The sequence below is a fragment of the Spongiivirga citrea genome (assembly GCF_010671565.1).
Classification (GTDB): Bacteria; Bacteroidota; Bacteroidia; order Flavobacteriales; family Flavobacteriaceae; genus Spongiivirga; species Spongiivirga citrea.
In genome coordinates this window covers 398,092-417,490 of the sequence record NZ_JAABOQ010000002.1, presented here as the reverse complement: position 1 = coordinate 417,490, position 19,399 = coordinate 398,092, and the positions used below count along the sequence as shown (strand labels likewise).

Here is a 19,399-nt window from a genome sequence, read left to right as displayed (position 1 = left end):
TAAGTATTAATCATTAAAAAATCCGATAAGTGGTGAAAGCCATTTATCGGATTTTTTGCTTTTAAAAGAATTAGTCAAATACGAAAGACAAATATATTCTTCAGAAAATCTTATTTCTTTAGAGACCCAACCATTTCTTCAGGCTTAACCCACTCATCAAATTCTTCCGCAGTTAAATAACCTAAATTGACTGCTTCCGTTTTTAAGGTAGTTCCATTTTTATGCGCAGTATTTGCTATTTCGGCTGCTTTATAATACCCTATTTTCGTATTTAAAGCTGTTACTAGCATTAAGGAGTTATTTAGCAGCTCTTTGATGACTTCGTGATTAGGTTCTATACCTTGCGCACAGTGTTCGTCAAAAGAAGCGCATGCATCACCTATTAATTGTGCTGATTGTAAAATATTTGCAGCCATCATAGGTTTAAAAACATTCAGTTCGTAGTGCCCTTGTGTACCACCAACACTAACTGCAACGTCATTTCCGATTACTTGAGCGCAAACCATAGTTAGCGCCTCACATTGCGTAGGATTTACTTTTCCAGGCATGATCGAACTTCCCGGTTCGTTTGCAGGAATAATGATCTCGCCAATTCCACTTCTAGGACCGGAAGCCATCATTCTAATATCATTGGCAATCTTATTTAAAGAAACGGCCAATTGTTTCAAAGCACCATGCGATTCGACAATAGCGTCATGTGCAGCTAATGCTTCAAATTTATTATGAGCCGTTTTAAATGGTAGCTCGGTGAATTTTGCAATAAATTCTGATACACGTTTAGAATATCCTTGTGGAGTATTAATTCCTGTACCGACTGCAGTTCCTCCAAGTGCTAATTCCGAAAGATGTTCTAGTGTGTTATTTAATGCTGTAAGTCCATGATTTAATTGAGAAACATATCCAGAAAATTCCTGACCTAAGGTTAGGGGAGTAGCATCCATTAAATGGGTACGTCCTATTTTAACAACGGTCTTAAATTCCTCCGATTTTTTTTGTAATGTATCTCGAAGTTTACTCACTCCCGGGATAGTAGTTTCTACAATCTTTTTATACGCAGCGATATGCATTCCCGTTGGAAAAGTATCATTCGATGATTGCGATTTATTCACATCATCATTAGGCTGAATGGTTTTCTCACCTTCACCAATCTTATTTCCAGCAATCTCGTGCGCTCTATTGGCGATCACTTCATTCACATTCATATTAGACTGTGTACCAGAACCTGTTTGCCAAATAACTAATGGAAACTGATCATCGTGTTTTCCTTCTAAAATTTCGTCACACACCTGCGCAATTAGATCCCGTTTTTCAATAGCTAGCACGCCAAGTTCGCAGTTAGTAAAGGCTGCTGCTTTTTTCAAATAAGCAAATCCATATACAACTTCTAATGGCATTGAGGCTGGACTTCCTATTTTAAAATTATTTCGAGAGCGTTCAGTTTGGGCTCCCCAATACTTATTTACAGGCACTTTAACTTCGCCCATCGTATCTTTTTCAATGCGATATTCCATGCTGTTTTTAGTTGATTTTATCGAATACAAATTTAGTTAATATCATGCGAATCTTCTATTTTTTTAATGTTCATTAGCTGTTGAAAAATTAAGTGGATTTAGTTGATTGTAATATTATAACTATTATCTTTGCTTGGATTCAAAAATTATCCGAAATCATGTTTGAATTTGATCAATATCTTGGCTTTTTAGCATTTCTTACGATACTAACCATCGGCTTTTGGTTGATGATTTTTCTAATATCATTTATTCCTTATTGGTTAGGTGGCGCGATCATTGAGCTTATTCAGGAAAAAAGAGAAGAGCGAAAAGCTAGAAGAGAAGCATAAAAAAAAGAGCCACATGGCTCTTTTTTTAGTTTATATTCTTTTTAACAAGAGGTGTTATCCTTCAAATTCTTCATCACCACCGCCATCTTGACGTCCATTACGTTCACGCTTCTTTTTCTGGTTAAACCTATATGTGAATGCAAGATTGAATGTACGCTCCCTCCATTGGAATTCTGATTCTGTAAATGAGATAGGAGTGAATGATTCTGATATCCTTTTTCTACTATTAAATAAATCACTTACATTAAATGCTATAGATCCTTTTTCTTTAAATACATCCTTACTAAATGCCATACTGGTTGTAACAATCCCCTGAGATTTAGATTGGGCGGTTTCTCTCGGACCTCTATAAAAGATGTTTGTTTGCCAATCGATTTTTCCAGGTAGTGTATATTTATTATTTAAGCGTACAAACCAACTTAAGTTTTCTGCGCTAAAATCAATGTTATTAAATGATCCGTCAGTAATAACCTGAAATACATTAAAGTTAGTATTCATTCGCCACTTACGAGAAGGGTTATAGGTAACATTAAATTCAAAACCATAGCGGTCACTGCTCGATAAATTAACTGGTGTTCGTCTAAGTACTGGTGTTTCTTCACCGTTGAGTAAAATCGTTTCTCCAGTATCTTCTGTTATAAACTGAAATACACCAGTAGATCGTTGATAGAAAATGGAACTGTTTAAGGTAATCTTACCTAGGCGATTTAAATATCCAAAATCTACAGCGTCAGTAAAAACCGGGTCTATATCTGGGTTACCTTGGAATAAGTTAGTTGCACTAGTTCTAGATGGAAATGGATTAATAAAACGCGATCTTGGACGTCTTATTCTGCGGTTGTACCCTAAAGTCAAACTTTGTTTTTCGCTAAACTCATAGGACAAATTCACCGTAGGGAACAAGCTAGTATATGTTTTTCTATCAAAATCACTACTTGCAAATTGTTGTATGGTAATACGGCTGTCTTCAACTCTAAGACCTAATAAATAAGAGAATTTTTCTATTTTTTGCCCATATTGCGAATAGAAAGCATTTACATATTCACGGTAATTTAATTCATTATCTAATAATTCATTATCGGTAGTAGGATCGAATCCACTATTTTCATTAAAGAAATCAACATCATAATCTGTTAATAGATCAATGAAATTACCACGATATCCAAATTCAAGTTGTTGTTTTTCATTTAGAGGCAAAACATAATCTAGTTGTAATAAAATCCGATCTTGTTTTTCATTTTGAATAACTCTTTCTGAATCTATACCGTCTAAACTAATTGGAGTGTCCTCCGTTTCATAACTCGTTTCATACTGAAATTCCATCGATAATTCATGACCGTCGGTTTTAAATTTCTTGTCAAAAAGCATCGAATACTGTACCGTCTTATCATCTTCTTTTTCAGGGCTGAACCGTTCACTATTAATGATATTGCCTAAAGCATCTGTTTGTCTAAGTAGGTTTGTAGAGTTACTTTCATTATCGCTATCTCGCAAAACAATCGAAGCGGTTAGTGATGTTTTATCATTTATATACCATTCGGTCCCAAAATTGCCATTAAACCCTTTTCGTATTCTATCAAAGGTTCGTTGTTCACGCAAAAAGCTTTCCCCATCACCACGATCAAAAAACCGAGTATCATTTAAGGAGTTACCCAATGTTTTGCGTTGATTGTATCCTGAGGTTGTAAAGAAGTTAAAATCACCGGTGCGGTAGTTGATATTTCCAGATAAACCATAGCTCTCAGGGTACCCAACGTTTGCGGTAATTGCTCCATTTAAACCTTGAAGTTTACTACGACGTAATATAATATTGATAATACCTGCTGTTCCTTCGGCGTCATATCGAGCCGATGGCGATGTAATAACTTCTACTTTTTCAATAGCTTCAGCAGGGAGTTGTCGTAATGCATCTGTTGAGTTTAATCCAACCAAACCAGACGGTTTCCCGTTAATAAGGATGCGAACATCATCGTTTCCGCGTAACGCGACATTTCCCTCAACATCTACAGTAACCGACGGAACGTTATCTAATACATCACTAACATTACCACCGCGAACTGTTAAGTCTTTACCTACATTGTATATTTTTTTATCCAGTCTTATTTCAACAGTAGTCTTTTCTGCTATTAGCTCGACTTCGTCTAATTGTTGAGCATCAATTTTTAAAGAGATCGTGCCTAAATTAGTTGCAGATCTAATTGTTTGATCAGTCAATGTAATGGGAGTGAATGAAATGTATTCAATCTTTATTGTATAAGTGCCGCCTGTTGTTTCAATCTCAAAATTACCATTGGCATCTGTAATGCCTCCTGTAATTTTATCGGGATTTCTTTTATTAAGAAGTGTTATCGTTGCATACTCTAATGGAGTTTTAGTATCTGCGTCTACAACTTTACCGGATATTTTAACCAGGTCTTGATTTGGTCGTTGAGAAAAGCCTAAAGATGTTATCAATAACATCATAAAGACTAGGAGTTTTTTAGTCATTAAAAGTGGTTTGCTAACCTTTGTCTTTCTTCTTCTTTTTACGCTTTTTTCTTTTTGTTTTGCTACTGCCTTTGGTTCTTAAGTCCCTAAGTGTTGTAATTTGCTCTTCAGTTAAAACGCCTCGAAGTCCGTTTTCGAACTTTTCGGTTTCATTCTCAATCATTGCTTTTTTTTCTTCAATGGCTTCACCGCCGGCAATAATTTCTTGTCTTTTAGCTGCAAAGGCAAGCAATTCATTTCGTAAAAGAGCTTTTTGAAGGCCATCAATTCCTAAAACTTCTTCGTTTTTATCAAGAAATTCATCAATAGTTTCTTCAAGCGTTAACTTCTTTTTCTCAGTAGCGGGAGCTTGTATTTGTTGACTGGCTAATGGGCGTTGTCGCCGATTGTTGTAATACTGTGCTGAAACAGATTGGACTCCAAAAAAGAAAAGAAAAAGTAAAACAAAAATTTTCATGATTTATGAATATTTTCCCATTAGACAGCTAAATTATTGTAAGGTTTAATGGGTGTTGGTTAAAGTATTGTTAAATGAAATATCCCATATTTAGGATATTAAAGAATCGTCTTTATAGTTTCGATAGGCCTTGCAATTACGGCTTTTTCTCCCTTTTCTACAATGGCACGCTCTATTAACTTGGGATATAGCACCATTGCTTCAACGATTTGATCATCTGTTAGTGTTTTGCCTTTGAAATTTTCTTTCCAAATAGCTTCATTTTTTCGGATTAATTCAAGTGGTTTAATACCTATTTTGTTGATTAACTTTTTAAGATCACTACTCGTCAATGGGGAATCCAAATGCTTGATGATTTCAAAGTCGACCTTGGCTTCTTCTAAAAATGCAAGAGCCTGTCTTGATTTGCTGCATCGTGGATTGTGGTATATTTTGATCATGTTTAATCTATTTTTATATTAAAGTCGTTCAGTTGGGATATTAACACATCAGCTCCCGTAAAATGAATACCGTTAATTCCCATCTTATTGGCCGCGGCTATATTTCTTGCATTGTCATCAATAAAAATTGATTCTTCGGCAATTAAATCAAATCTACTCAAAGTAAGATCATAGATTTCTTTAAATGGCTTTCTCATTTTTTCTGTTCCTGAAACAATAATTCCTTCAAACCACTGTAAAAATTCAAAGCGTTCTATTGCAACTGGCCAGGTTTCCGCGCTCCAATTTGTTAATGCTACTACTTTCAAGCGATCGTTATCCACTAATTGTTTCAATAGATTAACGGTAGGTGTAATTTGCTCTCCAAGCATTTCTTCCCAACGCCCGTAATACATTCTGATTAGTTCTTCATGTTCAGGAAACATCGCAACCCGTTCTTGAGTTGCTTTCGCTAAAGGATATCCCGCATCTTGATTTTCATTCCAATCCATTGTGCAGATATTGTCAAAAAACCATTTCATTTTTTGTCGATCACCATTAAACACATCTAAATACACGTATTCCGGATTCCAATCAATAAGCACACCGCCTAGGTCGAATATGATATTTTTTATTTGTGGCATAATCTTAATTTTGAATTTATTCCTGGACTTGTCCCATTGCCATTAAGTAGGACTTTAGAAACTCGTCGAGATCACCGTTCATCACTGCATCAACATTACCTGTTTCATGAGCGGTTCGAACATCTTTGACTAATTTGTAAGGGTGCATCACATAATTACGTATTTGCGATCCCCATTCAATTTTCATTTTGGCAGCTTCGATATCTTGTCTCGCTTCCATTTTTTTACGAAGTTCTATCTCATACAACTGCGACTTAAGCATTTGCATAGCTGTAGCCCGATTATCGTGTTGTGATCTTGATTCTGAACAAGAAATTTGAATACCAGATGGCTTATGTGTTAGTTGAACTTTTGTCTCTACCTTGTTGACATTCTGCCCACCAGCACCACTTGATCGTGCAGTTGTTATTTCGATATCGGCAGGATTAATTTCAATTTCAATAGAATCATCAACCAATGGATATACATAAACAGAGGCAAAAGATGTATGTCGTTTTGCATTGCTGTCAAAAGGGGAGATGCGCACTAAACGATGTACGCCATTTTCTCCTTTCAACCATCCGAAAGCAAACTCGCCACTAATTTCTAAAGTCACCGTTTTAATACCAGCAACATCACCATCTTGTAAATTGAGTTCTTTTATTTTGAACTTTCGTTTTTCTGCCCACATGATATACATGCGCATGAGCATACTTGCCCAATCGCAACTTTCGGTACCACCAGCTCCAGCAGTAATTTGCAGCACTGCGCTCATACTATCACCTTCATCTGATAGCATATTTCTAAACTCAAGGTCTTCTATAAAATGTACGGACTCTTCGTATTTAGCGGTCACATCATCCTCATTACCTTCACCTTCTTTGTAAAACTCAAATAGAATTTCGAGATCATCGATAAGGGATTTTGAAGTTTCGTAATCAGAAACCCATTTTTTTAGGCCCGTTAGATGCTGCATGATCTGCTCAGCTTTTTGGGAATCATTCCAGAAATTAGGATCGAAGGTTTTTTCCTCTTCGTTCGCTATTTCAATATTTTTAGCATCGACGTCAAAGATACCTCCTTAACGCACCAAGGCGCTCTTGAAGATCTTTAATCTGATCGGTTGTTACCATTTTCAATTGTTATTTGAGCAAAAATAGTTTTTAGTAATACGTAGTAAAATTTTTTTACGGAAATTTATACATTGATAATCCACCAAAAAAATGAAAAAATTATTCTTCGTGGCTGCACTTTGTAGTCTGTTCGTTAGTAATGCTCAATTTCTTTCTTCAAAAAAAGGCTTAAAAACGTATAATGGCTATTTCACCTTTCATTATGATGAGGCCAATGACAAAGTTTATTTAGAAGTTGATAAATTAAATACTGAGTTCTTGCATATACCATCATTAAGTAGCGGACTTGGGAATAATGATATCGGTTTAGATCGTGGTCAGTTAGGAAATGAGGCAGTTGTTTACTTTAAGAAGGCCGGTAATAAATTATTACTAGTTCAACCCAATCTAGATTATCGAGCGAATTCGGATAATGTATTAGAACGAAAATCAGTTGAGCAGGCCTTTGCCAAATCAGTTTTATTTGGTTTTCCTATCAAAGAGACAAAAGGAGACACATATATTGTTGATTTCACACCATTTTTAATGCGTGATGTTCATGGAGTTACGCAGCGTTTAAAAGGCAGAAAACAAGGGAACTATAAATTAGACAAAACAAAGTCGGCTATAGAGCTTTCTCGCACTAGAGCATTCCCAGAAAATGTAGAGTTCGATGTTCTACTAACTTTTACGGGACAAGCGACTGGTGGACTTGTTCGCTCGGTAACTCCAAATTCTGGATTTGTTACAGTAAATCAGCATCACTCTTTTGTTAAACTGCCAGATGATAATTATATACCAAGAGTGTATGATCCTCGAAGCGGTTCGAATGCCATTTCATATTTGGATTATGCTACACCAGTACAGGAAAATATTACTAAGCGGTTTATTACTAGACATAGGTTAGAAAAGAAGAATCCAACCGCAGCGGTAGGCGAAGCCAAGGAACCAATTATTTATTATTTGGATAACGGAACACCAGAACCAGTCAGATCGGCTTTATTAGATGGAGGTCGTTGGTGGAATCAAGCTTTTGAAGCAGCAGGTTATAAAGATGCTTTTCAATTAAAAATATTACCTGATGATGCCGATCCACTTGATGTGCGCTACAATGTTATTCAATGGGTACATCGTAGTACTAGAGGATGGAGTTACGGAGCAAGTGTGGTCGACCCAAGAACAGGTGAGATTATTAAAGGTCATGTAAGTTTAGGGAGCTTACGAATCCGTCAGGATTTTATGATTGCTCAGGCGTTGATGAATAAGCCTTTCGCGTCAAGTGATGACAACTACAAGCCTATGTTAGAACTTGCTTTGGCAAGAATCCGACAGCTTTCTGCTCATGAGATAGGTCACACATTAGGTTTCGCTCATAATTTTGCAGCAAGTACCAATGATCGTGCTTCAGTGATGGATTACCCGCACCCTTATTTTGAAATGAAAGGGAATGACATTGCATTTAATAGTGTATATGACACAAAAATTGGGACTTGGGATAAGGTTACCGTCGCATATTCGTATTCTGAATTTCCCAATGGCGCCGACGAAAGAACAGCATTAAATAAGATTTTGACAGATGCGGCATCCAAAGGATTGCGGTATATATCGGATAGTGATGCGCGACCAGTAGGAGGTGCGCATGCATTGGCGCATCTTTGGGATAATGGTAAAAATGCAGCTAAAGAACTAAATCGTGTTCTCGATATTAGAAAGAAGGCAATGGCAAATTTTTCCAAAGACAACATTAAAACTAATGAGCCTTATTCAATTTTAGAAGATGTGTTTGTACCGCTTTATTTTTTGCATCGATATCAAACAGATGCAACAAGCAAAGTTGTCGGTGGCCTGGACTATAATTATGCGGTAAAAGGTGATGGACAACTTATAACAAAAACTGTTTCTAAGAAGGAGCAAATGGAAGCATTAGAAAGTATTTTGAATACACTGTCAGCAGAAAATTTGATGATTCCGAAGGAAAAGTTGGCATTATTTCCACCGAGAGCAAAGGGATATTGGCGAACTCGCGAGTCATTTAAAGGAAAAACAGGAGTTGCATTTGATGCTATTAGTGTGGCATCTACCTCTAGTGATTTCACCCTGCAATATTTATTGCATCCTGAACGTGCTTCACGATTAGTACAGCAATCGGCAATGGATAGTAATCAACTTTCTTTAGAAATGGTCTTAACCGCTTTGATTGATAACACTATCAAATCAAAATTGAAAAAGGGATACGAGGGTCAAGTGCAACGTGTTGTTAATTATAATGTTCTTAAGCATTTAATGAACGTATCAGTTTCGGGAAGTGCCTATCATGAGGTAAGTGCGATTGTAAATTTGGAATTAATGCAATTGAGAAATTGGCTTAAAAAACAACATCCAATCGCTCATTATGTTGAGCTTGATTCTAGGATCAATAAATTCATAGAAGAACCAGAAAAGTTTAAAGTATTGGCCAGCCCAAAAATTCCTGATGGATCTCCAATTGGTAGTTTTGAATGTTTAGACTTAAATGAAGAATAAAAAAATAATTATTACTGGTGTTAGCTGTTCCGGGAAAACGACCTTAGGAAAAAAATTGGCTAAAACGTTAGGATCTCCACATGTTGATCTTGACGATTTACATTTTCTTCCAGATTGGGTTGAAAAGGAGCCAAAACAGTTTATTAATGATGTAAATGTTGCTTTGGGACCACTGGAAAGTTGGGTAGTAAGCGGTAACTATAATTCCTTAATGAAAGATACCATATGGCAAGATGCTAGCACAATCATTTGGCTGAATTATCCCTTTGGCTTAGTCATTCATAGATTCTTAATGAGGACATATCGTAGAGTGTTTTTAAAAGAAAAGTGTTGTGGAGAAAATTATGAGACCTTAGGACGTGTATTTTCTAGTGAAAGTATATTTATATGGATTTTAAAGACTTATTCAATGAGGAAACGAAGAATGAATGAATGGAGAAAAGGAATTTTTTCAAATAAGAAATGGGTAGAGTTAACTACACCAAAACAAGCAAATGCATTGATTAAAAAGTATAGTATTTAAATGGAAATAAACCTAATAAGCGACACAGTAACCAAACCAACTCGCGCCATGCTCGATGCAATGATGCATGCCAAGGTTGGCGATGATGTTTTTAAAGAAGATGAAACCGTCAATGCGTTAGAAGAAAAAGCAGCAAGACTATTTGGTATGGAGGCGGCTTTGTTTTTTCCTTCTGGAACTATGGCAAATCAAACAGGTATAAAACTACATACCAACCCGGGAGACCAACTTATTTGTGATAAATATGCACACGTATATAATTATGAAGGAGGAGGTGTGTCATTTAATAGTGGTGTTTCTTGTAAATTAGTTGATGGACATCGAGGAATGATGACCGCAGATCAAGTAGCAGCTTGTATTAATCCGCCTGATTTTTATCATAGTCCGCTTAGCAAATTGGTTTGTATTGAAAATACAACTAATAAAGGTGGGGGCGCATGTTGGGACTTTGCTGAATTAAAAGCGATAAAAAAGACATGTGATGAAAACGATCTTTCATATCATTTAGATGGGGCCCGTTTATGGAATGCCTTAGTTGCCAAAAATGAGTCTCCGATGCAGTATGGCGAATTGTTCGATACTATATCAGTTTGTTTGTCGAAAGGATTAGGTTGCCCTGTGGGATCTATTTTGCTAGGATCTGAAGAGCACATCCACCAAGCAATCCGAATTCGAAAGATTTTTGGAGGTGGAATGCGTCAAGCTGGGTATTTGGCTGCTGCAGGTATTTACGCATTGGATAATAACCTAAATAGGATGGCAGAAGATCATCGAAAAGCAAAAGAGATCGAAGCCGTTTTAAACGGACTTTCTTTTATTAATAAGGTAGAACCTGTAGAGACGAATATTCTTATTTTTCAATTAGGTGAAGGAATTGATGATACAGCTTTCTTAAATGAATTAGAGAAGCTGCAAATTAAGATTATAGGAATGGGGCAAGGGAAGCTTCGTATAGTAACTCATTTAGATTATACGGATGCAATGCACGATAGATTCATGAGTATTTTAAAATCAATGAACATAAAAAAAGCATCTTCGATTTAAAAAGATGCTTTTTTACAAAGGTTTTTGGAACAATACTAACGCTCTTTGGTATCAGCACCTGGAGCATTTTTCTTTACAGATTCAATACCGTTTTCCATACCAGCTTCTGAAGTGTACATTTCACTCGAACCGATAATTTGTCCATTAGCTGCCTTTAAATTAAAATGAAACTGGCCATTTTTTGCAGTCTTTCTTTCAAATCTACTATCATCAGCTGAATTTGTCTTAACAGATTCGATACCATTTTTAGCACCAGAAACATCGCTATATCCTTGACTAGACAAAATCACTTGTCCGTTTTTCGCCTTTAGGTTGAAATAGTGTTTTTCGTTTTTTTCGCTTTGGAATAATTCAAACATTTTTTTTGGTTTATTAATTACTAATTTAAAATTAAGAAAAATACATGAATACTAGTCGATACAACTAAGTAAAATACCAATATGCAGTTTATCGGTTTTTATACTCTTTTTAGCGAATTTTAAAAAAATGGCAGATACTCACAAAAAAATGTTAATTACACGTTTTAAATTTGTATCTTCAATGAGTCAAACATTTAATTTTTAACTAATTACAAACATTAACAATGAAAAAACTATTATTATTAGTCTTTGGGTTTTGTTTAGCCACAATCGGTTTTGCCCAAGATTTACCAACCAATCCAGAACCCGGTAAATGTTATGTCCGCTGTGTCACTCCAGACGTATGGCGTAATGAAACCGTAACTGTTACAACCTCTCCAGCCTACAAAAAACTAAAAGTTATTCCAGCAAAATATGAGACAGTAACAGAAAGTGTTGTTACAGCGGATCCAAGCGCGCGTTTAGTGCCAGTTGCTGCCAAAATGAGTACGGAAAAGATGTCAGTTGTCACAAGCGAAGCTTCAAAACGACTTGTGCTTGTTCCTGGAACAACAAGAACAGAAACCGAAGAAGTTGTAGTTCAGGCAGCTAGCCAACGATTAGAAATTGTTCCTGCTGTTTATGAGAACCAATCTTTCGAAGTTGTTGTACAGCCCGCAAGTGAAAAAGTTGAGATTGTTCCTGCTAAATATGAGACGCAATCTTATGAGGTTGTTGTGAAAGAAGCAAGCCAACGCATTGAAATTATTCCTGCGGAGTACCGTAATGAAACTGTTACATATCAGAAAAAGGAAACAGGAAGTACTTTAAGAGTGGTTCCAGCTTCATTAACGCGAGATACTGAAGTAGTAGAAACACGTCCTGCTACTGCAAAATGGGAAATGGGAGATATTGCTCCTGATTGTGCATCTAGTGACCCTAACGATTGTCGTACTTGGTGTTATAAGAATGTACCTGCGCAATTTGAGTCAATTCCAACAATGGTATTAGCGAACAATGCTTCTACTAATAAGACTGAAGGAGATTGTGGCCCAGGTACTAGTAATCCGGATTGCTTAGGAACCTACACTAAAAAGGTATTAGTAAAGCCGGCTTCAACGAGAATAATAGATATTCCAGCCGTTACTAAAACAGTTAAGAAAACAGTAATGGTAACTCCTCCGACGACGAAGGTTACTGCAATTCCTGCTGTTACCAAAACAATGACAAGAAAAGTAATGGTAACACCTCCATCAACTCGTGTTATTGAAATTCCTGCTGTAACTAAAACAGTTAAGAAAACAATCATTGTACCTGCAACAACAAAAGAACAGATCATTCCTGAAAAAACCACTACAATGGATAAAATTGTAATGTCTAAGCCACCTACAGCTACTGAGGTGCCTATATCTGCAAAATCAGGAACTATTAAAATGACTAAATTAGTTAGCGATGCCCAAGTAATAGAAGAAGATGTACCAGCTAAAACTACTACTGTTACAAAAGAAATTCTTGATAAAAAAGGTGGTCTTACGGTATGGAGAGAAATCGAATGTAAGCTTGTTGAGTATAGCCCTCTTCCAATAAACTGGAATCTAGGAAGTGCTACTTTAACAGCAGGAGCTAAAAAGATTATAGATGAGCGTTTATACCCACTTATCGTACAAAATGAGGGTGCATCGGTAGAAATCGCTTCACATACTGATTCTCGTGGAGGAAAAACCTCTAATCAAGCTTTATCTGAAAGAAGAGCGCAAGCTGTAGTAAACTATTTGATAGCAAAAGGTGTTAATAATAGTAGACTAGTAGCCAATGGTTACGGAGAGAACAAATTATTAAACAGATGTGCTGATGGTGTTTCTTGTACCGAAAGAGAACATGCTGACAACCGTCGTACAGAGTTTAGATTTATTAGTCAATAATAATTTAAACTAATTACCAAATATAAAGGCGCCAAATGGCGCCTTTTTTATTCTTTAATATTTTTGTTATCTAAGAAGTTTTCTAAGTTACTTAGTGCATCACCCCAGAATTGTTCGTAAAACTGAAGCCATTTTTGCACAGCCTTTAGAGGTTTAGGGTCAGCGGAGCAGAACCGTTCCCTGCCTTGGGTCGTTATTTCAACAAGCCCAGCATTTTCTAAGGTTTTTAGATGTTTCGTAACACCTTGTCTGCTAATTTCAAATTGGGCAGACACCTCTGTAATTGGCAGAGCAGATGCCGCAATGACTAAAGCATGAAATATATCACGCCTTGTTGGATCGGCAATAGCCTTTAGAATTTTTGTAATCTTATTACTTTGCATCAACAAGCTTGGTTAGGTATTCGTTCAAACCATTGATACAATTATCCCAGCCACCATTAAAACTATTGAACATTTCTATAGCTGTATCAGATTGGTAATTGGAAATTCCAGAATGTTCTAGGGTTAGCTTCGTTTGACCGTTTTGCTCCTCTAACTTCCAAGTAACCAACGTTTCTATAGGGTTTTCAATAACTACCCAAGTGTACTTTAAGGTATAAGGACTCACTTCTTTAATTTCACCAGTAATGGGAGAGCAGTTTTCTCCGGTAGAATTAAAAGTGTATTGATATCCAACTTCAGGTTGAAAATCGGCTTTTAGGAACCAAGCAGAAATTTCATCAGCTTCAGTGATTGCTTTCCAAATCGTGTCGATGTCCTTGTTGAATAAATGTTCTTTGATGATTGAATCTTTCATGTGTATATTATTTAAAATGCAACTATATGGTTGCAAATATAATTAAAATAGAATAAAAAGCAACTATATGGTTGCGTAATTTTGAATGTTCTAAATGAGGGAGGAGAAGGTAAGTTTCTATCGGTGCATAATAACCTTAAATTGAAGTAGAAACAGTTTAGCTTAAGAAGTGCCTATGTTACTGATTGCATCTTGATTTGCTACCTTTAACCCTTTTATTCGTCCAAACTAATAGCGGATTAAAAAGAAGAATAAGGGACCCAAGACAAAGAATATAAGCACTATTAGAATTTGCCAAGGACTTATAACCTGAAACATTGAGTTTTAATTTTCATCAATTTAGAATAAAAAAGTTAGTAATACTGTAACGTTTTATCTTTATGTCAGTACTTCTATTGAAACTAACAGCAAAACAAACCAATTTTTGAATACTATAACCGATAACAGTTTAATGCTACAGGTAAAAGCCGGCCAGCTAGATAAGCTTGGATTGTTATATGAACGCCATAAGCATAAATTGTTTGGTTTCTTTTTCAAAATGAATGCTGATAGACAGTTGAGCGAAGATTTGGTTCACACTTTATTCGAGAGAATTTTAAAGTATAGAGAATCATTTTCTGACAAAGCGCATTTCGTTGCTTGGATTCACAGAATGGCAATTAATGTGAACAATGACCATTACCGAAAAAATGGAAAGATGCGAGCCAATTCAGATGTCGAAATTTTAGTAAATAAGGAAAGTAGCTATGATACGGTTGAAGTAAAAATAAATGCCACAGAGCAACAGCAACAGTTACAAAAGGCATTGAATACATTAGAAAAAGAGAAAAAAGAATTATTGGTGTTAAGTAAATATCAAGGGTTAAAATGCAGTCAAATAGGGCAACTGATGGATTTAAGTGAAGGAGCAGTTCGAGTGAAAATTCACCGTGCATTGAAGGATTTGAAAACAGCCTTTTTAAAATTGGAAAACGAGTAAGGTATGATAAGCGAGGAGAAGAAATCGGAGTTGTTAGCCTATTTAATGGGCGAGCTTACTGATAAAGAGAGCCAGAATATAAAACATGAACTTGAGCGAGATGAACTACTTCGAAATGAGTTCAATGAACTGGCAGATGCTTGGAGTCTGACAGATACTTGGAAAGACCCAAAACCATCGGAACAAATGGATAATAGGTTCTTTACCATGCTCAACAATGCCGTAGCCGAAAACAATCCAAAAAGTTCGTTGCTTCAAGAGTTAGAATCATTTTTACAGCGCGTTATTACCAAGCAACTAATGTTCAGACTCGCATTTTTAATTGTGGGCGTTGGTTTAGGATTTTGGATGAACAATTCGTCTGTTAATTCGAACTCCACCGATGAATTAACCAACGTCAGAGAGAATTTGGTGTTGACTTTATTAGAACAACCTGCTGCAAATAAAAGGCTGCAAGCTGTAAGTGAAGTTAGTAGATTCACGGAGGTTGATGCTAAGATTGTAACCGCGCTTTTAAAAACATTGAATAATGACACCAATGATAATGTGCGTATTGCGGCTGTAGAATCACTTGTTCAGTTTGCCGACAATCCTATGGTGAGAAAAGGTTTGATAGAATCAATATCCAATCAAACATCACCACTAGTGCAAATTACCTTGGCGAACACCATGGTACTTCTGCAGGAAAAAAATGCAAAACAACCACTTCAAAAATTGTTAGATAAAGAAGAAACAAATGCAACGGTCAAGGATAGACTCGAAAAATCTATTAAGCAAATTATATAAAAGTAACTAGTTAGTACATACGATGATCATCAATCTAAAATCGAATTATAATCAATTAAAAAAATCAAAAAATGAACAGTTTTAAAAAAATCGTGTTTGTCATATCCATAGGGTTCATGATACAGGCAAATGCACAAAAGCAAGAAGAGACCCTGAATAAAGAAGTAAGTATTCCTAATAATGCTAGTGAATATGAATTGATTGCCAAAAACATTAATGGCCCGATTACAGTCACTGGATACGAAGGAAACTCCGTTCAGGTAACCATTAACAAAGTAATTAAGGCAGATGATCAAGAAGATGTCGACAGGGGAATGGAAGAATTGACCTATAAGCTGGAGAAAAAAGGTAATCGTATCGTCCTGTATCCAGATGCACCTTTTATTCAGTATAACAACAATAAAAAATGGGGTTTACAAATTAATGGTTGTGGTAACGAAGGTCCTGATTATGATTTTTATGCTGAGTATACCATCAAAATTCCACGAAAGATGAAATTAAGCGTAAGTACCATTAATCGCGGAGATGTAAAAGTTAGTAACGTACAGACTTCTGAACTGGACATTAATAATATAAATGGCGCAATAACACTCGATAAAGTTTCTGGCAAATCAAAAATCAGTACGATTAACGGTAACATTGATGTGGTGTATGTGCAAAACCCAGGAGCAAAGTCAAGTTACAGCACGATTAATGGCAAGATCACCCTACATTGTTTAAAAAACCTAGGAGCTGATGTTAGTTTTGAAAGTATGCATGGGGATTTCTATACTGATTTTGATGTAACCGAAGTAGTTTCTAACACAACAAAATCAAAAAAATCTGGAAAAAGAGATATTGCCTATGTCATTAAGACAAAGCCTGTAATGAAGATTGGAAAAGGCGGCACAGCGTATGATTTTAAGACCTTAAATGGTGATGTATATATTAAAAGAATATAAAAAGAAGAATATGAAGAATATCAAAAAATATATATTGACATGCTTAGTGTTGCTATTAGCAAATACCGGCATAGCACAGAGTTTAAACGAACAATTGGTAGTTCCTTTAAGTAGCCCGAATGAGCCAGGTTTACTGGAAGTAGGCTTAATTAAAGGATCTATCACAGTAAAGGGATATGATGGCGATACCGTTATTATTAATTCAGAATCTCCAGAAAAGAAAGTATCTAAGAAAACCACAAATGGAATGACTAAGATTTCTGGTGGTTCAGTTGATTTGCGAGCTGAGGAGCGAAATAACAAAGTTTCTATTCATTCAAATTCTTGGAAAAACGCTATTAACCTTGAAATTCAAGTACCTAAGAACTTTTCATTGAAATTGAGTTGCATCAATAAGGGGAAATTGTATGTAGAAAATGTTAACGGAGAAATGGAAGTAAGCAATATTAATGGTAGTATTGATATGCTAAATGTTAGCGGAAGCGTAGTTGCTAATACCACCAACGGACACATTAAGGTTGTTTTTAATAAGGTGTCAGCAAATACGAATATGGCATTTAGTAGTTTCAACAAGAATGTAGATATTACACTACCAGCTTTAATTAAAGCAAATATTAAGGCTAAAACCGATGGAGGAGATATTTATACCGATTTTGATATGGATGTTGATTCTAGAAAACCCGTTGTCGAAAAAGGAGATAACGGTGGCAATTATAAGGTGAAGATAGAGCAGTGGACTTATGGGAAAATTAACGGTGGAGGTCCTGAAATTTTAATGAAATCATTTAATGGCGATTTATATATAAGAAAGAAATAGCCAACCATTTGCAAAAGACTAAAGCCCTATCTGATTTAAACGGATGGGGCTTTTTTATTAACCATATTAAATAAGTGTAAACTGTAAGTTTTGAATTCTAATTCTGTAATTTTAATCTGAATAAATTTTTGATAATGAAACGTCGTAATTTTATCACATCAGCCGGTCTAGGGGTAGCTGGACTTTCTTTGGCAAATGAAGCTTCTATAAAAAGCCAACCATCCATATCAACTACCAAGCATCAATTCAACTTAAAATACGCACCCCATTTAGGTATGTTTAAAAATTTGGCGGGTAGTGATCCGATAGATCAATTAAATTTTATGGCTGATCAAGGTTTCACGGCTTTTGAAGATAATGGAATGAGAAATCGGACTGTTGAGCTTCAATCTCAAATGAGTAAAGTCATGGAAAAGCGGAATATGACAATGGGGGTTTTTGTGGCACATACCATTTATTGGAAAGAACCCAATTTGGCAAGTGGGAGTAAAGAAAAAAGAGCTGAATTTTTAGATGAAATAAAAAAATCGGTTGAAGTAGCAAAACGAGTAAATGCTAAGTGGATGACCGTCGTACCCGGACATGTCGATTTAAGATTAAACAAAGCCTATCAAACTGCTAATGTAATTGAGACATTAAGACACGCATCTGCTATTCTGGAACCTCATAATTTGACAATGGTTCTAGAACCACTTAATTTTCGTAACCATCCAGGCTTATTTTTGTCAGAAAGCCCCCAAGCATTTGAAATATGTAAAGCGGTTAACTCACCCTCTTGTAAAATATTATTCGATATTTATCATCAACAAATTCAAGAAGGTAATCTAATTCCGAATATCGAGTCGTGTTGGGATGAGATAGCTTATTTTCAAATAGGCGATAACCCTGGTAGAAATGAACCCACCTCAGGTGAGATCAATTACAAGAACGTATTCAAGTTTATTCATTCAAAAGGGTTTGAAGGTGTTTTAGGTATGGAACATGGTAATAGCCAAGTCGGGAAAGTAGGAGAACAAGCAGTGATTGATGCCTACAAAGAATCGGATAATTTTACTGACTGATGTTATTGAGCTTTTTCTTATAAATTCTATTTATCACTGCTCCTGAAATAAAAATGAGCGAGAATACAATGACTGCGGTCGTAAATGAAATAAATGAAGTTGCAATAGCACAGCTCCATATAATAGGTCCACTAATGGATCTCCATTTTTGCCATTTTAATTGAAGTACAGCCTCCTCATTTTGATGAGTAGTCGTTTTAAGAACATAGCGAACATTAAGCCACATGGTGAATCCTATGGCAATCAAGTTTAGACAATAAAAATTGAATGGGCCTATTTCTGGTACATATACCACAAAAAATGAGGTTGAGAAAGGAAGCAAAACAACAAACAGTAATAGATAAATGTTGAGCCAAAGGAGCCGTTTACTAAAGTTGTCTACAAAACGCATTGTTTTTAAGTGTGCTATCCAATACAGTGCGATCACCATAAAACTCACAAAAAAACCAATAAAATTTGGTATAAGATATTGTAGTGCCTTCAACGTACCTAATTTTTGAATCACCTCATAGCCTGGTACAGATATTTCAAGTACTAAAATGGTCATTGCGATAGAAAACACAGCATCACTAAAGTTAATGACGCGACCTTTTTCAAAAGTTTCTTTATACATAGGGTTAGTTATGATCCAAATATAGGATTTTATCTTTTTCAGATATAATTTATAAATAGCTCAGTTCTCAACGTATTTCTCCCTCGTATAACCAAATAAATAATTAATTTAAAGTG

The 19,399-nt window shown here is 35.8% G+C and carries 20 protein-coding genes; 10 read left to right on the top strand and 10 right to left on the bottom strand.

Annotated elements, in window-relative coordinates; translation table 11 throughout:
* Positions 1-110: 110 nt before the first annotated feature.
* Positions 111-1,511, bottom strand: coding sequence for a class II fumarate hydratase (gene fumC, locus GWK10_RS05555; protein ID WP_164030046.1), 1,401 nt, complete (start codon positions 1,509-1,511; stop codon positions 111-113).
* Positions 1,512-1,669: 158 nt separating this feature from the next.
* Between fumC and GWK10_RS18275 the strand changes: the two genes are divergently transcribed.
* A complete protein-coding gene (locus tag GWK10_RS18275) occupies positions 1,670-1,840 on the top strand; it encodes a hypothetical protein (RefSeq protein ID WP_204263087.1) in 171 nt (56 codons plus the stop codon).
* 54 nt (positions 1,841-1,894) lie between these two features.
* Here the strand turns inward: GWK10_RS18275 and GWK10_RS05550 are convergent, their stop codons facing one another.
* The 5 genes from GWK10_RS05550 to prfB form a co-directional block, all read right to left on the bottom strand.
* A complete protein-coding gene (locus GWK10_RS05550; RefSeq protein WP_164030044.1) occupies positions 1,895-4,327 on the bottom strand; it encodes a TonB-dependent receptor domain-containing protein in 2,433 nt (810 codons plus the stop codon).
* A 13-nt stretch (positions 4,328-4,340) separates the two neighbouring features.
* Positions 4,341-4,784: a hypothetical protein gene (locus GWK10_RS05545; protein ID WP_164030042.1), complete on the bottom strand. Its 444-nt coding sequence runs from the start codon at positions 4,782-4,784 to the stop codon at positions 4,341-4,343.
* Positions 4,785-4,882: 98 nt separating this feature from the next.
* Entirely contained in the window at positions 4,883-5,224 is a 342-nt protein-coding gene (gene arsC / locus GWK10_RS05540; protein ID WP_164030040.1) for an arsenate reductase (glutaredoxin), read from the bottom strand.
* A gap of 2 nt (positions 5,225-5,226) precedes the next feature.
* Positions 5,227-5,847 carry an HAD family hydrolase gene (locus tag GWK10_RS05535; RefSeq protein WP_164030038.1) on the bottom strand — a complete coding sequence of 207 codons (621 nt, stop codon included), beginning with the start codon at positions 5,845-5,847 and terminating at the stop codon, positions 5,227-5,229.
* Between the two features lie 16 nt (positions 5,848-5,863).
* A protein-coding gene (gene prfB / locus GWK10_RS05530) for a peptide chain release factor 2 (RefSeq protein WP_164030036.1) occupies positions 5,864-6,959 on the bottom strand; the annotation gives its coding sequence in 2 pieces (ribosomal slippage) (positions 5,864-6,895 and positions 6,897-6,959; 1,095 coding nt in all).
* A gap of 90 nt (positions 6,960-7,049) precedes the next feature.
* Between prfB and GWK10_RS05525 the strand changes: the two genes are divergently transcribed.
* Genes GWK10_RS05525 through GWK10_RS05515 form a run of 3 tightly spaced genes read left to right on the top strand, consistent with a single transcriptional unit; the run spans position 7,050 to position 11,028 of the window.
* Positions 7,050-9,461, top strand: a complete 2,412-nt coding sequence (locus GWK10_RS05525; RefSeq protein ID WP_164030034.1) for a zinc-dependent metalloprotease — start codon at positions 7,050-7,052, stop codon at positions 9,459-9,461.
* Positions 9,451-9,984: an AAA family ATPase gene (locus GWK10_RS05520; protein WP_164030032.1), complete on the top strand. Its 534-nt coding sequence runs from the start codon at positions 9,451-9,453 to the stop codon at positions 9,982-9,984. The genes GWK10_RS05525 and GWK10_RS05520 overlap by 11 nt, the downstream gene beginning before the upstream one ends.
* Entirely contained in the window at positions 9,985-11,028 is a 1,044-nt protein-coding gene (locus GWK10_RS05515) for a threonine aldolase family protein (protein WP_164030029.1), read from the top strand.
* 35 nt (positions 11,029-11,063) lie between these two features.
* Here the strand turns inward: GWK10_RS05515 and GWK10_RS05510 are convergent, their stop codons facing one another.
* On the bottom strand, positions 11,064-11,387 hold the full coding sequence (locus GWK10_RS05510; RefSeq protein WP_164030026.1) for a YegP family protein: 324 nt from the start codon (positions 11,385-11,387) through the stop codon (positions 11,064-11,066).
* 224 nt (positions 11,388-11,611) lie between these two features.
* Here GWK10_RS05510 and GWK10_RS05505 point away from each other — a divergent pair, with 224 nt between their 5' ends.
* A complete protein-coding gene (locus GWK10_RS05505) occupies positions 11,612-13,288 on the top strand; it encodes an OmpA family protein (protein ID WP_164030024.1) in 1,677 nt (558 codons plus the stop codon).
* A gap of 47 nt (positions 13,289-13,335) precedes the next feature.
* Here GWK10_RS05505 and GWK10_RS05500 read toward each other — a convergent pair whose 3' ends face one another.
* Positions 13,336-13,671: an ArsR/SmtB family transcription factor gene (locus tag GWK10_RS05500; RefSeq protein ID WP_164030022.1), complete on the bottom strand. Its 336-nt coding sequence runs from the start codon at positions 13,669-13,671 to the stop codon at positions 13,336-13,338.
* Positions 13,661-14,086 carry an SRPBCC family protein gene (locus tag GWK10_RS05495; protein ID WP_164030020.1) on the bottom strand — a complete coding sequence of 142 codons (426 nt, stop codon included), beginning with the start codon at positions 14,084-14,086 and terminating at the stop codon, positions 13,661-13,663. The genes GWK10_RS05500 and GWK10_RS05495 overlap by 11 nt, the downstream gene beginning before the upstream one ends.
* Positions 14,087-14,510: 424 nt before the next feature.
* Here GWK10_RS05495 and GWK10_RS05490 point away from each other — a divergent pair, with 424 nt between their 5' ends.
* From GWK10_RS05490 to GWK10_RS05470, 5 genes are all read left to right on the top strand, one after another.
* Positions 14,511-15,065, top strand: coding sequence for an RNA polymerase sigma factor (locus tag GWK10_RS05490; protein WP_164030018.1), 555 nt, complete (start codon positions 14,511-14,513; stop codon positions 15,063-15,065).
* A 3-nt stretch (positions 15,066-15,068) separates the two neighbouring features.
* Positions 15,069-15,851: a HEAT repeat domain-containing protein gene (locus tag GWK10_RS05485; RefSeq protein ID WP_164030016.1), complete on the top strand. Its 783-nt coding sequence runs from the start codon at positions 15,069-15,071 to the stop codon at positions 15,849-15,851.
* 71 nt (positions 15,852-15,922) lie between these two features.
* Positions 15,923-16,792, top strand: a complete 870-nt coding sequence (locus tag GWK10_RS05480) for a DUF4097 family beta strand repeat-containing protein (RefSeq protein WP_164030015.1) — start codon at positions 15,923-15,925, stop codon at positions 16,790-16,792.
* 10 nt (positions 16,793-16,802) lie between these two features.
* Positions 16,803-17,609, top strand: coding sequence for a DUF4097 family beta strand repeat-containing protein (locus GWK10_RS05475; protein WP_164030013.1), 807 nt, complete (start codon positions 16,803-16,805; stop codon positions 17,607-17,609).
* 134 nt (positions 17,610-17,743) lie between these two features.
* On the top strand, positions 17,744-18,670 hold the full coding sequence (locus GWK10_RS05470) for a hydroxypyruvate isomerase family protein (RefSeq protein ID WP_164030011.1): 927 nt from the start codon (positions 17,744-17,746) through the stop codon (positions 18,668-18,670).
* Here the strand turns inward: GWK10_RS05470 and GWK10_RS05465 are convergent.
* On the bottom strand, positions 18,660-19,283 hold the full coding sequence (locus GWK10_RS05465; protein ID WP_164030009.1) for a TMEM175 family protein: 624 nt from the start codon (positions 19,281-19,283) through the stop codon (positions 18,660-18,662). The genes GWK10_RS05470 and GWK10_RS05465 overlap by 11 nt on opposite strands.
* Between the last annotated feature and the right edge of the window lie 116 nt (positions 19,284-19,399).